Origin of the sequence: Tenacibaculum sp. MAR_2009_124, from assembly GCF_900105455.1 — a bacterium.
Classification (GTDB): domain Bacteria; phylum Bacteroidota; class Bacteroidia; order Flavobacteriales; family Flavobacteriaceae; genus Polaribacter.
On record NZ_FNSF01000005.1, the window covers coordinates 1,104,037 to 1,116,927 of the forward strand.

Here is a 12,891-nt window from a genome sequence, read left to right on the forward strand (position 1 = left end):
TACTATGCAAAATTCTTATCAAGTAATTATAGTAGGAGCAGGTCCAGCGGGACTTGCTTCTTCCTTAACGTTATCAACTTACAACATTCCGCATTGCATTGTTGATGCCAACACTAATTCAGTATTAAAATTAGGAGATTCTTTACCTCCCAATGCTAAGCCCTTGTTAAAGCAGTTAGGCATTTTACATTTGTTAATTAGCCCCGAACACATTCCTTATTATGGAAATAAAAGTATCTGGGGAACAAACGAAGTACACCAAAAAGAGTTCATAGAAGGAGTATATGGATCGGGTTTTCTGCTAGATCGACTACATTTTGAAAATCAGTTAAGAGGTTTAGTTAAAAAGAACCGAACCGATTTTTATCAAGGTTATCAACTCAAAAAAGTATATAATCATGAGCAATTTGTAGAAGCATTGATTCAAAAAGATACCGAAAGCTTGCATTTAAAAGCAAAATTTATAATTGATGCCACGGGTAGAAAAGCTTCTGTATGCCGACATTTAGGTGTTTTAAAGCATAATTTAGATACCCAGTTTACGGTTTCTTTTTGGCATCAAACAGCAAAAAAAATACCTCGACAGATATGGATTGAAGCCACGGAGAATGGTTGGTGGTATTTATCACCTAAAGCAACTAATGAAGTAAATTGTATGTTTTTCACCTTAAAAGACCTGTTGCCTTCTAGGAAGGAAATGTTCACGTTTTTAACAAAGGAACTTCAAAAAACACAAGATATAAAAACAATTATCCAGCCCACTGATATAGAATTTAATGATTATAAAATTATGGCAAGTGGCACCAGTTGTTTAGAAAAACCTTTTGGGGAAAATTGGCTAGCTGTAGGTGATGCTGCTTTTTCTTATGATCCTATTTCTTCCTATGGAATTACATCGGCATTGGCCTCAGGTTTCTATGGTGGACACGCCATTGCTGCTAGACTTAAAGATGAAGAGGATGCTTTTATTACCTATCGATATATTATTGAAAACGGCGCCAAATCTTACTTAAACAAACTTGAACATCAATACAATATGGAGCAACGATGGCCTAAAAGTTTTTATTGGAAAAACAGGTTAAAACAGGTTTCGTTAGTTTAGTTATTGATAAATATTAGATGGTTTTATTAAAGGCAATTGAAATATTCTGTTTAACTCTGCTACCATCTCGAAACAATATAAGAGACCTAATGTTTAAGGAATACTCCTTTTAACTATACGAATGGTCAGGAGATATCTAAACCTCATTTCAAAATCCAATTGCTATAACATATTAGTGAGTTTATCAAAGTATAGGGAAATGTATTGTTCACGTGCGTTCTTTAAAAATCTAATTTATATCATGATGCCATTGATGCCGGAGAGCCGAAAACCATCTCTATCGGCTAAAAAATTAAACTTTTTCCTTAAAAGATCTTGAGTTTCTTTTTCAAGAGTAACGATTAAGGTACTTTCTTTTCCGTTAATATCTTTCGATAGGCAGTTTCCTAGAGCATCAAAACAAGCAGAATGCCCTACATAATTATGATCATTTGCATCTCTACCTACACGGTTTACACCAATAGTATAGCTCATATTTTCAATAGCTCTTGATTTTAATAAGGCATCCCAAGCACTAATTCTTGACTCTGGCCAATTTGCGACATAAAATAATAAGTCATAATCGTCAGTATTACGAGCCCAAACAGGGAAACGTAAATCATAACAAATCAATGGGCAAATTTTCCAGCCTTTATATTGAACTAAAATACGCTCTTTACCAGCAGTATATACCTCGTGTTCTCCAGCAAGTGTAAATGTATGCTTTTTGTCGTAATGTTCAATATTTCCGTTAGGATGGGCAAACAGTAACCTGTTATAATAACGAGTTTCTTTTAGGTTTTTTGAAATTTCTTTGATTACCACACTTCCCGTAATGGCGGTATTTCTTTCTTTAGCCAGCTTACGCATCCAAGTAACCGTTTCACCACTCATGCTTTCCGCATTTTTTGCGGGATCCATAGTGAAACCTGTAGTAAACATTTCGGGTAAAATAATTAAGTCAATATGTTCTGGTAAAGAATACACCTTTTCTCTAATAGCATGCAAGTTCGATTGTCTATCCTCCCAAAATAAATCGATTTGCATTAAGGCTACATTTAATTTTGCAGTCATAATATTATATAATTGTCAATCAAAAAGTGGTGTAAGCTATTATGAATGATAAATGTAAGAAACCTTTTCGACAAAACAAACAATTATTGTTAATAAATGGTCGAATAAATACGATAAGTGGTTGTAAAACAGTAATATTCTTCTAAAGTTAATGATGTTTTAACCTGTTTTTTTAGTTGTACTACTCATTATGAAAACCAACAAAAGACAAAATATTTGAATTTTGTTGGTTTTATGAAGTTGTTAATGCATTCCTCCACTACCGTTTGATATATGTATAACCTTCTGCTTCCATGGGGTCCAATAACCTCCTTTTCTTGCTCGAACTTTAATGGTAACCAAGCCACTTGAAGTAGGACTAATCAGTACACTTGACATCGTAGAAGTATTGGTAGGAGAAGTCATATACACATTTGAAATATTCCATTCCCATTCATCAGCTTGAATATTAGAGTGCACAAATACCTTAGAGTATAAGTGAGGTCCGATCCAAGCATGATGGAGCAATGTGCCAATAGAAAAAAGTTCTAACGTTTCTTGGGGGGCAACACATTGTAAAGAAGCGTTTACTGTAAAATCATCAACTTGGGAAGTAGCACCGTTTTTTAATATATGTTCAACTCTGCTCAATTCAATAGTGCCTGAAGAAAGCAAGTTTAAAAATTTAGTATTGTTTAATTGTTTTCCGCTAGCTATTGGCCAGCTATCTTTAAAAATCCATTCAGTAGTGTTTCCTTGACCATTTTTCCAGCCGATCATTAAATAAGCGTGATAAGAAAGTGGGCTAACATCAGAATTACTATAGGTTTTGAATTCTTGAAGAGTAAAACCCGATTCTGAAGCGACATTATTTACTTTGATCACCACAGGACCTTTAGTCAGTATAATATTTTTCAGTTGATCAACTGAATTCAATTGATTGATAGGAATAACCTCTAAGGCGGCTAAATTGTCTTGTTCGTGAATAGATGTTCCACAAGCATCTAAGATTTCATATTGACCTGGATCGGTATCAATTGGTTCTACCCTGAAGTTACGATCAACATTAATACAGTTTAAAGCTTTCATACGAAAACCGTTATATTTCGTGCTTAGCCATGAGTTAACGTTGGGTAAATAGATGCTCTGAAAAGGAGACCTTTTTGGAATTCTAAAGCCCGACTCTAAAACAGTTTTAAAAGCAGGCATTTCACCGACAAAAACCTTCATGTCTGTATAAGCATCTGATAACAAAATTTGGGATGAGGTATTAAACTCAATCTTATACATCGTTTCAATCGCGGCATTAAAAGCAAAAGACAGACAAGGGCCTTGAAAAGGTTGATTACGTTGAGGGGTTGTAAAATTTCGAGTTCCATAAGTGGTATACACCTTTTTCCAAGAAAATTCACAAGGAAGATTATAAGAAGCTATAGGTAGAGAAATTTCATGAGGTGGCTTATCCAACTGCCCAAAGGCAAAATATGAAAATAGAAAGGCAATAAAAGTAAGTGTATTTTTCATGTGATAGTTTGTTTGAAATGTTTTTAATTGATGAACTCATCTTAACTTTTTCCTTTTTTTAAAAAAGAATGAAAACTCCTCGTATGTCTGATTTTTAAGGCGTTTTCTATTAAAACTTAATATAAAGTCTTTGTAATAAGTGTTTTTTATTGAAAAATATTACCCATTGATGATTTTTAGGAAAAAGGATATGATGGTTTTAAAAATTAAGAGGAATAGAGTCGTCAATTTTTTAGGGGTTATATAAAAGAAAATTGTACTTTGCTTTTACAATATAGAATCGATGCAGTCCTTTATTACTGATACTTTAGACACCATTTTAAAAACAACACAAACCTTTGAAGAGGTGGAATTTATTTTGCCCTCACAAAGGGCAGGGGTCTTTGTAAAACAAGCTTTAAAAAACAAAATAAAGACAGGATTTTTACCTCGCATAAGTAATATAGGCGATTTTATTGAAGAGGTTTCGGGAATTAATAAAGCAGATTCGGTACAATTGCTTTTCCATTTTTATAGTATTTATAAAAAAGAAGAACCAAAAGCAGACCCGTTCGATGTGTTTTCTTCATGGGCATTTACCGTTATACAAGATTTTAATGAAATTGATCAGCACTTAATTAATGCTCGTGAAATTTTTGTGTATTTAAGAGATATACACCGATTGCGAAAATGGTCGGTGTCAGGTACTTTTCAAGAAACAGAGTTGATGAAAGATCACTTTGCATTCATGGAAAGATTACATAAGTTGTATGAACTGTTTTACGAATTTTTGGTCGATAAAAACATCGGATATCAAGGAGTGATTTATAGAGAGGCGGTTAAAAAAATTGATGATTTTATTCCTACAAAAACTAGTAAAAAGTATTTTTTTATTGGTTTTAATGCCTTGAATGCTGCTGAAGAATTGTTATTTCAAAAAATGCTTGCTGCTGGAAATACTGAAGTTTATTGGGATATTGATAAGGCTTTTTATGAAAGTAATCATCAGGCAGGAAGTTTTATTAGAAAATACAAAACACGTTGGAAACATTATCAAAATAATCCGATAGAAACCATTGCAGAGCATTTTGCAGCAACAAAAAATATACAGGTAATAGGTGCTTCAAAAAATATTACTCAAATAAAATATGCTGGCGAAATATTGTCAACCTTTTCAAACTACAATAATACAGCCTTGGTAATGGCAGATGAATCACTATTACCTATTACACTGAACTCCTTGCCACCAAAAGTAGATGCGGTAAACATTACAATGGGGTACCCATTAAAAGATGTACCCACTACAAGCTTGTTACAAATTATTTTTCGACTTTTTTTAAATCAAGAAAAATTACAGAAAAAAGAGAGTCAGTTATTTTATTATAAAGATGTTATTGCTTTATTGAAGCATCCGTCCATTTATCAATTGCTTTATATTGAAGATGAAAACATTTCAGATGTTTTGTCAGAAGTGATTGTAGAAAGCAATAGCACGTTTGTGAGTTTGGAAAAAATAGAGAAGTTTTTCATTCAAATACCTGAAAAAACAAAAGCTGTAGTTTTGGGTTTATGTAAGCCATATACTAATATTGATGAGTTTTTATCGAGAGTTATTACGCTATTATTGATTTTAAAGGATACGGCGAATGAGTTGGAAAAAGAATACTTATATCGTTTTTATACCGCATTTACTCAGCTACAAAATTTACACGATACTTTTAACTATATCCAAGATTTAAAAACATTGCAACAGTTTTTTAAACAGTTAATACAGTCGGAAAGTTTATCGTTTCAAGGTGAACCCTTACAAGGGTTGCAGTTAATGGGGGTATTAGAAACAAGAGTCCTCGATTTTGAAAATGTAATAATTACATCGGTTAACGAAGGAATATTACCAGGAAACCACCAACAAACTTCATTTATTCCATTTGATGTAAAGTTAGAATTTGGACTCCCAACTTATAAGGAGAAAGATGCACTATTCTCCTATCACTTTTTTAGGTTATTACAGCGAGCTAAAAACATATACATATTATACAATACCGAACATGATGTTTTTGGTAGTGGAGAAAAAAGCAGGTTTATTACACAACTTGAAATGATGCGTAATGATATTAAGGAAGAAATTATTAGCCCTAAAATTATTACTACCGTAACAGAAGAAAAGGAAATTTCGAAAACGGAAGATGTTTTAGAAAGGCTTAAAGAACTAGCAGAAAAAGGAATTTCACCGTCGGCATTAACTAACTATTTGTACAATCCGTTTTCTTTTTATAAACAGAAAGTATTAAAAATTAAAGAATTCGATGATGTAGAAGAAACCGTTGCGGCAAATACAATGGGTACGGTGGTACATGATACATTAGAAGCGTTGTATAAACCATTTGAAGGAAAGTTCTTGACGTTGAGTAATGTTACAATGATGCAGCAGAAAACAAAGGAACTTATTGTGTTTTATTTTTCGAAGCATTTTAAAAATGGAGATATTAGTACAGGTAAAAACCGTTTAATTTTCGAGGTTGCCAATCGCTTTGTGATTAATTTTTTAAAGCAGGAGAAAGAACTTTTAAAGGATGAAGCGAATCAACTTAAGATTATAGCAACTGAACAAACGTTAGCAGCCCATATTCAAGTCGATGGACTAGATTTTCCTGTAAAAATACATGGTCAGGTTGATAGAATTGATCAACTAAATGGCGTTACAAGAATTATTGATTATAAAACAGGAAAGGTAGAAAGTGCTAACTTAAAAGTAATTGATTTTGAAGGGGTAAGGGAGTTGAAGTTTCATAAGGCAATTCAGGTAATGCTATATGCTTATTTATACACGCAAAACAAGCAATACGATTTTTCAAAGCCATTGGAAGCCGGGATCTTTTCATTTAAAAATTTAAGAAAAGGATTCTTAAAGATGAATTTTTCTTCAAACTACAGGACTCCAGATAATAATGTAACGCAAGAGCGATTGGAAGAATTCATGTCGGAAATAAAAGAATACATTAAAGAAATATACAATCCAGAGTTTTCGTTTGTTGAACCTACAGATTTAAAGTATTAGAAGTTATAAGCTAAGTGGGTTTTTCAACTATTTGGTGACTAATGCAAAACAATTCCGAGTAAATTATTAAGTGATTGTTTACCTTTGGAAGTAATAATAATCTCTCTTGAAAACTTAACTTTTTTCAACCAATTATTTTCCAGCATTTTATTCAGAAGTACAGCACCCAAATGTCCTGCTAAATGAGGGCGACGTTCTGACCAATCAAGACATTGCCGAGTTAAAGCTCGACGACTTTTTTTAAAATGAGCTTCCAAAATTCCAAATTTAGAAAGCCATTCCCAACCTTTTTTAGTTACAAGGTAAATTTTCTCAGATTTTATCAAATAACCTTGCTCCTCCATTGCTTCAGTGATCATAACACCGACATAACCCGCTAAATGATCATAACAAGTTCGACAATACTTAACTCCAGTTTTGGTTAATTTTTTATTTGATTTAGAAGGTAAATTATCATTAGATAAATTTGCTAAAGATTCTACAGCATAAGCTACATCAGAATTAGCAAAAGAATAATATCGATGTCTTCCTTGAGTGTCAACTTTTAGAATATTATTACTCAGGAGTTTTGATAAATGATTGCTAACTGAACTAGGTGATAAATCTGAAACTATGGCTAATTCACTTGCTGTATACGCCCTACCGTCTAATAAGTTCCAAACTATTTTTGCTCTCGAAGGCTCGCATAATAATGAAGCTACTGAGATAAAATTATTTTCTTCCATTGTTCATTTTCAAATGAAGTATAAAAGTAATAAATCGATTTACTTTGCTGAATATAAAAAGTTATAATAAATGAAAAACATAGAAATATTACTTGAAAACAAATGTGGTCAATTGGCTCTAATGGGAAAAATACTCGGGCAAAATAAAATCAGTCTTGAAGGCGGCGGGGTTTTCCAAAATGGCAATTTTTCAATAGCTAACTTTTTAGTCGAAGAGGCAGAAAAGGCAAAAACAGAACTAGAAAAAGTTGGAATAAAAGTCACAAAAATTAGTAATGTAATTATTCAAAAACTCAGACAAGATATTCCTGGTCAATTAGGAATGTTTTGTAAAGAATTAGCAGATGAAAACGTCAATATTTTAACACAATATAGTGACCATGACAATCAATTAATTGTGGTGGTTGACGAATATGAAAAAGCAAAAAAAGTATCTGATAAGTGGATGAAGACATGGACAAACAACGATGATTACGTAATATGAAAAGACAACACAATTATTTAGCTACAATAAAATGGACAGGAAACAAAGGAAAAGGTACTTTAAACTATAAAGAGTTCGAAAGAAGTCATATGATATCTATCAATAATAAGCCAGGTATTTTATGCTCTTCTGATCCAGCTTTTCTGGGTGATAAAACTAAATATAATCCAGAGGAATTATTGCTTGCCTCATTATCATCTTGTCATATGCTTTGGTATTTACATTTATGTTCAGAGTCTAATATCGTAGTAACAGAATATGTTGATAAACCAACTGGTATTATGATTGAAGAACAAAATGGAAGCGGATGTTTTTCTGAAGTAAGTTTAAACCCAATTATTAAAGTTACTGAAAAATCAATGATAGAGAAATCAATTGAATTACATAAAAAAGCGAATGAATTATGCTTTATTGCTAACTCAGTAAATTTTAAGATTCTTCATAATCCTTGTTGTTCAATCGAAGAAAACTAGTGAAAATTGAGAAGTAAGCAATAGTAAAAGATAGGTGTTAGATTTTGAGTTTACTTCTCCTCAGTTATTTTTTACCTAAAGAGAAAGTGCATTTCAATGTTCAAACGATTCTCGATACATTTTTTAATCAGTATTAAAGACTGACAAATTTATACATAATCTACTTTCGGCGCTAGGAGAAATCTAAAACTTAAAATTCAATATTTATAGCTCAGGACTAAAATCGATTGGTTAAATATCCATAAACACCACAACCCAAGTTTCGCCCTCAAAATCGTAGCGCATTAATTCATCAAAGCCGATGCTACTATGTGCGTTAATGGAACGTGTGTTTTTGGCATTAATTTCCGTAATGATGCTGTCATAAAAACCAGAAAACACCTTTTTCATATGTGTGTACAAACCCCGAAAAACGCCTTTGCCTCGAAAATCTTTAGCAACACAAACCTGCCCCATAACTAAATAATTTGAATCTCCTTTTTTAGAGGCGTCTATTTTTAAAAACATAGGAGCGAGAACAGGAATGTCATTTCTGAATTTCCGTGACATTGATAATGCGTATCCAGCTACATTTCCTTCGGATACTGCAATGATATGAGGATGCACATTGTGCATAGTTTCTAAGATTTCTAGATCATGATGAACCGATACAAAACCTTGTTCCTTTTTTGTTTCTTCGCTTAAGTTAGTAGGTAGGTTCTGGGCTTGAAGCGTTAAAATTTGAGACAGTTCTTTTGTGTTTTCGGTAGTTTTATAGTTAACCATATCAATTTGTTTTAAGGATGAGCATTTACCCAGACTTCGCCATCAGAAAAATATTCTTTTTTCCAAATTGGAACAGTTTCTTTTAAAGTGTCAATGGCATATTGACAAGCATCAAAAGCAGCTTTTCTGTGAGGTGATGAAACAGTAATGATTACAGGAACATCACTTATTTTTAATAAACCTTCAGCATGGTGAATGGCAATTTTCGTAATTCCAAATTTTTTAAGGATCCGGTCTGCGATTTTTTGCATTTCTTTTAAAGCCATAGGTTTGTACGTCGAAAAATCAAGTTGTGTTACCTCTTTATTCTGGGTAGCATTTCTTACGGTTCCTACAAAAACAGCGATTCCTCCACAAGAAGGATCAGCTACGAAGTCGTAACATTCTTGAAGATTTAATACTTCAGAGGATATTTTAATAGATGTCTTGCTCATAATAGTCTATCAAAAATACACGATTTTTTTCATTTGATAATTCAGTAAAATTTAGGACAAAAATCAGGGGAACTAACAAATTGATTACAAATGTTTAAAGAGATTTTATTGTATCAGTAAAATTTATATTTCTTTTAAGAAATACGTACCCTTTGTTGTGTTTTTGTTGAGGTTTTATGTGATTTTAAATAGTTACATTTGTTGAATTCAGGATTTAGAAAAGAAAACTTAAAATATGTTTATTATCAGTTTAACGTATCAAGTACCGTTGGATATTGTAGATACGTATATAGAAGAGCATGTTACTTATTTAGAAGAACAATACAGTGCTGGCAATTTTATGGCTTCAGGAAGAAAAGAGCCTAGAACCGGAGGAGTTATTTTGGCAAAAGGAGAATGTCTTAGTGATATAGAGAAAATTATTGAAAAAGATCCTTTTAAAAAACAAGGTGTCGCTAATTATGAAGTAATAGAATTTACTCCAAGCAAAACCAGTAAAGAACTAGCATTTTTATTAAGCTAAAAGAATAATAAAAAACACAAAAAACAATTACAACAAGATGAAAACACTTAATGATTTTAACTTTGAAAATAAAAAAGCACTCATTCGTGTTGATTTTAACGTGCCATTAAATAATGCTTTTGAAGTTACAGATGCAACTAGAATACAAGCAGCAAAACCAACCATTATAAAAATATTAGAAGATGGAGGTAGCTGTATTTTAATGTCTCATTTAGGGCGTCCGAAGGGTGTTGAAGATCAATTTTCACTACGTCATATAGTCGATAAAGTCACTGAAGTTTTAGGCGTAAAAGTAACTTTCGTTGAAAATTGTATTGGAGATAAAGTAGCAGAAGCGGTAAACAATTTAAAAGCAGGTGAAATCTTATTATTAGAGAACTTACGTTTTTATGGAGAAGAGAAGTCTGGAGATGCAGCTTTTGCGGAACAACTTTCAAAGTGGGGAGATGTGTATGTAAATGATGCTTTTGGTACAGCACATAGAGCGCATGCTTCAACCGCTGTAATTGCGAACTACTTTGAAAATAATAAATGTTTTGGAAGTTTACTGGCTCAAGAAATTAAGAGTATCGACAAGGTTTTAAACAATTCAGAAAAACCAGTAACGGCAATTTTAGGTGGAGCAAAAGTGTCATCTAAAATCGGAATTGTTGAGAATATTATTGAAAAGGTAGATCACATTATCATAGGAGGAGGAATGACTTTTACTTTCGTAAAGGCTTTAGGGGGAACAATTGGGAATTCTTTAGTTGAAGATGACAAGTTACAGTTAGCTCTTGAAATTTTAGAAAAGGCAAAAAGAAACAATACACAAATTCACTTACCTGTTGATGCTGTAATTGCGGATGCTTTTTCAAATGATGCAAACACGAAAACGGTAGATACTAATGAAATTCCAGATGGATGGATGGGATTAGATGTTGGGCCAAAGACTTCTGAGAAATTTGCAGAAGTATTAGCAGCTTCTAAAACTATTTTATGGAATGGACCTTTAGGTGTCTTTGAAATGGATAACTTTTCAAAAGGAACTACTGAATTAGGGAATGCCATTGCTGAATCTACCAAAAACGGAGCATTTTCATTAGTAGGAGGAGGAGATTCTGTAGCAGCAGTAAAGCAGTTCGGTTTTGCCGATAAAGTAAGTTATGTATCAACTGGTGGAGGAGCCATGCTAGAAAGCTTAGAAGGAAAAGTACTTCCAGGAATTGATGCAATTTTGAATTAAACATAAAGTGAAGAAGTTTTTAGTTTTGCTTTCTTTTATAATGTTTATTAACTGTTTTAGTGATCATGAATCTGAACTGATTATTTCGCCATCAAAAGAATATTTTTTGCAAACTAGTGTAAATAGAACTGATAAGTCTCTGGAAGATTATGCATATGTATTTTTACATTTATATAATTGAAGAGGTGAGTTTCTGGACAGTTTGAATACTCGAGCAGGCGATTTTAGCACTTGGAAAATTGCTTGGGATCAAAAATCGGATTCTATAATAATGTATAGCGGAGATGTAGGGAGTCTAGCTTTTGTGATAAAAGAAAATCGATTGTGTTCACTTAAAGAAATATCAACTCGTCTATTCAACAAAGCTGAAAAGCTTAGAGGTATTGGGAATTAAAAGATCTGAAATAAGAAAACAATGAAATACACAACTTTACCAAATACTAATATAAAAGTTTCTAAAATTTGCCTAGGGACAATGACTTGGGGGAATCAGAATACTGAAGCCGAAGGACATGAGCAAATGGATTATGCTCTTGAGCAAGGTGTTAACTTTTTTGATGTTGCTGAGTTATATCCAGTACCAGCAAATGCCGAAACCTATGGAGAAACCGAAAGAATTATTGGAACTTGGTTTAAAAAAACAGGAAATCGTGAAAAAGTAGTCCTAGCAACCAAAATTGCTGGAGCTGGTGATTATACAGCGCATATTCGTAAAGATGGTTTTAGCAAACGAGCTATTGAAGAGGCTGTTGAAGGTAGTTTACAACGATTGCAAACAGATTATATTGATTTGTATCAATTACACTGGCCAGAAAGAGGAGTTAACTGCTTTGGAGTTCGTGAATATCCATATAAAGTTTCAGCGAAAGAAGCTGAAAATCATTTAGAGATTTTAGAAACTTTAAACAATTTTGTAAAGCAAGGAGTTATCAAGCACATTGGTTTGTCTAATGAAACTCCTTGGGGAACAATGAAGTATTTGCAAACTTCTGAACAACATAACTTGCCTAGGCCTGTAACAATTCAGAACTCATACTCGTTAATTCATCGTTCTTATGAATATGGAATGTCGGAGGTGTCTTTGCGAGAAGATATCGGTTTATTGGCGTATTCACCTTTAGCATTCGGGGTTTTATCTGGAAAATATTTAGGAGATAAAAAGCCCGAAGGAGCACGTGTAACGCTATTTCCAAATTTTAGCAGGTACTCATCTTCTGAATCTGAAAAAGCGGTTGAAAAGTATCAAAAAATCGCTCAAAAGCACAATTTAACATTGGCAGAATTGTCATTGGCTTATGTCAATCAATTACCTTTTGTTACCAGTAATATTATTGGTGCTACAAAAATGGATCAATTAAAAGAAAATATCAATTCTATTAATATTGATTTATCGGCAGATATTTTAAAAGAAATAGAAACGGTGCATAGTTTAATACCGAATCCAGCGCCTTAATTTGTAGGTGTTTAAAGTATAAAAAAAGCGAGGATTAGTTAAAATTCTCGCTTTTTTGTTTTTTGGTCTTAAACGTAGTGTATTACCAAGGCACTGTCATAAAATAGCTAAACC

General features: G+C 32.8%; 13 protein-coding genes. 8 read left to right on the forward strand and 5 right to left on the reverse strand.

All coding sequences use genetic code 11. The features are described from left to right. Positions 1-4 precede the first annotated feature (4 nt). On the forward strand, positions 5-1,102 hold the full coding sequence (locus BLW23_RS15670) for an NAD(P)/FAD-dependent oxidoreductase (protein WP_093671502.1): 1,098 nt from the start codon (positions 5-7) through the stop codon (positions 1,100-1,102). Positions 1,103-1,336: 234 nt separating this feature from the next. On the opposite strand, the gene BLW23_RS15675 is transcribed toward BLW23_RS15670, so the two are convergent. Next, on the reverse strand, positions 1,337-2,155 hold the full coding sequence (locus BLW23_RS15675) for an amidohydrolase (RefSeq protein ID WP_093671504.1): 819 nt from the start codon (positions 2,153-2,155) through the stop codon (positions 1,337-1,339). A gap of 243 nt (positions 2,156-2,398) precedes the next feature. Continuing rightward, positions 2,399-3,658: a C1 family peptidase gene (locus BLW23_RS15680; protein WP_093671506.1), complete on the reverse strand. Its 1,260-nt coding sequence runs from the start codon at positions 3,656-3,658 to the stop codon at positions 2,399-2,401. A 283-nt stretch (positions 3,659-3,941) separates the two neighbouring features. On the opposite strand from BLW23_RS15680, the gene BLW23_RS15685 reads away from it, so the two are divergent. Beyond that, positions 3,942-6,695 (forward strand): PD-(D/E)XK nuclease family protein, encoded by a 2,754-nt coding sequence (locus tag BLW23_RS15685; protein WP_093671508.1) that lies wholly within the window; start codon positions 3,942-3,944, stop codon positions 6,693-6,695. 38 nt (positions 6,696-6,733) lie between these two features. Here BLW23_RS15685 and BLW23_RS15690 read toward each other — a convergent pair whose 3' ends face one another. Then, a complete protein-coding gene (locus BLW23_RS15690) occupies positions 6,734-7,420 on the reverse strand; it encodes an ArsR/SmtB family transcription factor (RefSeq protein ID WP_093671510.1) in 687 nt (228 codons plus the stop codon). A 70-nt stretch (positions 7,421-7,490) separates the two neighbouring features. Between BLW23_RS15690 and BLW23_RS15695 the strand changes: the two genes are divergently transcribed. Further along, positions 7,491-7,904 carry an amino acid-binding ACT domain-containing protein gene (locus BLW23_RS15695; RefSeq protein WP_093671512.1) on the forward strand — a complete coding sequence of 138 codons (414 nt, stop codon included), beginning with the start codon at positions 7,491-7,493 and terminating at the stop codon, positions 7,902-7,904. Beyond that, on the forward strand, positions 7,901-8,377 hold the full coding sequence (locus BLW23_RS15700; RefSeq protein WP_093671514.1) for an OsmC family protein: 477 nt from the start codon (positions 7,901-7,903) through the stop codon (positions 8,375-8,377). The genes BLW23_RS15695 and BLW23_RS15700 overlap by 4 nt, the downstream gene beginning before the upstream one ends. A gap of 231 nt (positions 8,378-8,608) precedes the next feature. On the opposite strand, the gene BLW23_RS15705 is transcribed toward BLW23_RS15700, so the two are convergent. Together BLW23_RS15705 and BLW23_RS15710 are read right to left on the reverse strand one after the other, a co-directional pair. After that, the gene (locus BLW23_RS15705; RefSeq protein ID WP_093671516.1) at positions 8,609-9,142 is read right to left on the reverse strand and encodes a GNAT family N-acetyltransferase; all 534 of its coding nucleotides are present in this window, start codon (positions 9,140-9,142) and stop codon (positions 8,609-8,611) included. Positions 9,143-9,153: 11 nt separating this feature from the next. Further along, on the reverse strand, positions 9,154-9,576 hold the full coding sequence (locus BLW23_RS15710) for a molybdenum cofactor biosynthesis protein MoaE (protein WP_093671518.1): 423 nt from the start codon (positions 9,574-9,576) through the stop codon (positions 9,154-9,156). A gap of 235 nt (positions 9,577-9,811) precedes the next feature. On the opposite strand from BLW23_RS15710, the gene BLW23_RS15715 reads away from it, so the two are divergent. From BLW23_RS15715 to BLW23_RS15730, 4 genes are all read left to right on the forward strand, one after another. Then, positions 9,812-10,099 (forward strand): YciI family protein, encoded by a 288-nt coding sequence (locus BLW23_RS15715; protein ID WP_093671520.1) that lies wholly within the window; start codon positions 9,812-9,814, stop codon positions 10,097-10,099. A gap of 37 nt (positions 10,100-10,136) precedes the next feature. Next, complete coding sequence (locus tag BLW23_RS15720) at positions 10,137-11,324, forward strand: phosphoglycerate kinase (protein ID WP_093671522.1); 1,188 nt, start codon at positions 10,137-10,139, stop codon at positions 11,322-11,324. A 202-nt stretch (positions 11,325-11,526) separates the two neighbouring features. After that, entirely contained in the window at positions 11,527-11,718 is a 192-nt protein-coding gene (locus tag BLW23_RS15725) for a hypothetical protein (RefSeq protein ID WP_093671524.1), read from the forward strand. A gap of 21 nt (positions 11,719-11,739) precedes the next feature. Further along, positions 11,740-12,777: an NADP(H)-dependent aldo-keto reductase gene (locus BLW23_RS15730; RefSeq protein ID WP_093671526.1), complete on the forward strand. Its 1,038-nt coding sequence runs from the start codon at positions 11,740-11,742 to the stop codon at positions 12,775-12,777. The last annotated feature ends 114 nt before the right edge of the window (positions 12,778-12,891 follow it).

Coding starts and splice junctions, on each gene's coding strand:
- BLW23_RS15705 (WP_093671516.1), bottom strand. CDS start 9,142: ATGGTTAACTATAAAACTACCGAAAACACAAAAGAACTGTCTCAAATT.
- BLW23_RS15685 (WP_093671508.1), top strand. CDS start 3,942: ATGCAGTCCTTTATTACTGATACTTTAGACACCATTTTAAAAACAACA.
- BLW23_RS15720 (WP_093671522.1), top strand. CDS start 10,137: ATGAAAACACTTAATGATTTTAACTTTGAAAATAAAAAAGCACTCATT.
- BLW23_RS15675 (WP_093671504.1), bottom strand. CDS start 2,155: ATGACTGCAAAATTAAATGTAGCCTTAATGCAAATCGATTTATTTTGG.
- BLW23_RS15730 (WP_093671526.1), top strand. CDS start 11,740: ATGAAATACACAACTTTACCAAATACTAATATAAAAGTTTCTAAAATT.
- BLW23_RS15710 (WP_093671518.1), bottom strand. CDS start 9,576: ATGAGCAAGACATCTATTAAAATATCCTCTGAAGTATTAAATCTTCAA.
- BLW23_RS15670 (WP_093671502.1), top strand. CDS start 5: ATGCAAAATTCTTATCAAGTAATTATAGTAGGAGCAGGTCCAGCGGGA.
- BLW23_RS15695 (WP_093671512.1), top strand. CDS start 7,491: ATGAAAAACATAGAAATATTACTTGAAAACAAATGTGGTCAATTGGCT.
- BLW23_RS15700 (WP_093671514.1), top strand. CDS start 7,901: ATGAAAAGACAACACAATTATTTAGCTACAATAAAATGGACAGGAAAC.
- BLW23_RS15715 (WP_093671520.1), top strand. CDS start 9,812: ATGTTTATTATCAGTTTAACGTATCAAGTACCGTTGGATATTGTAGAT.
- BLW23_RS15680 (WP_093671506.1), bottom strand. CDS start 3,658: ATGAAAAATACACTTACTTTTATTGCCTTTCTATTTTCATATTTTGCC.
- BLW23_RS15690 (WP_093671510.1), bottom strand. CDS start 7,420: ATGGAAGAAAATAATTTTATCTCAGTAGCTTCATTATTATGCGAGCCT.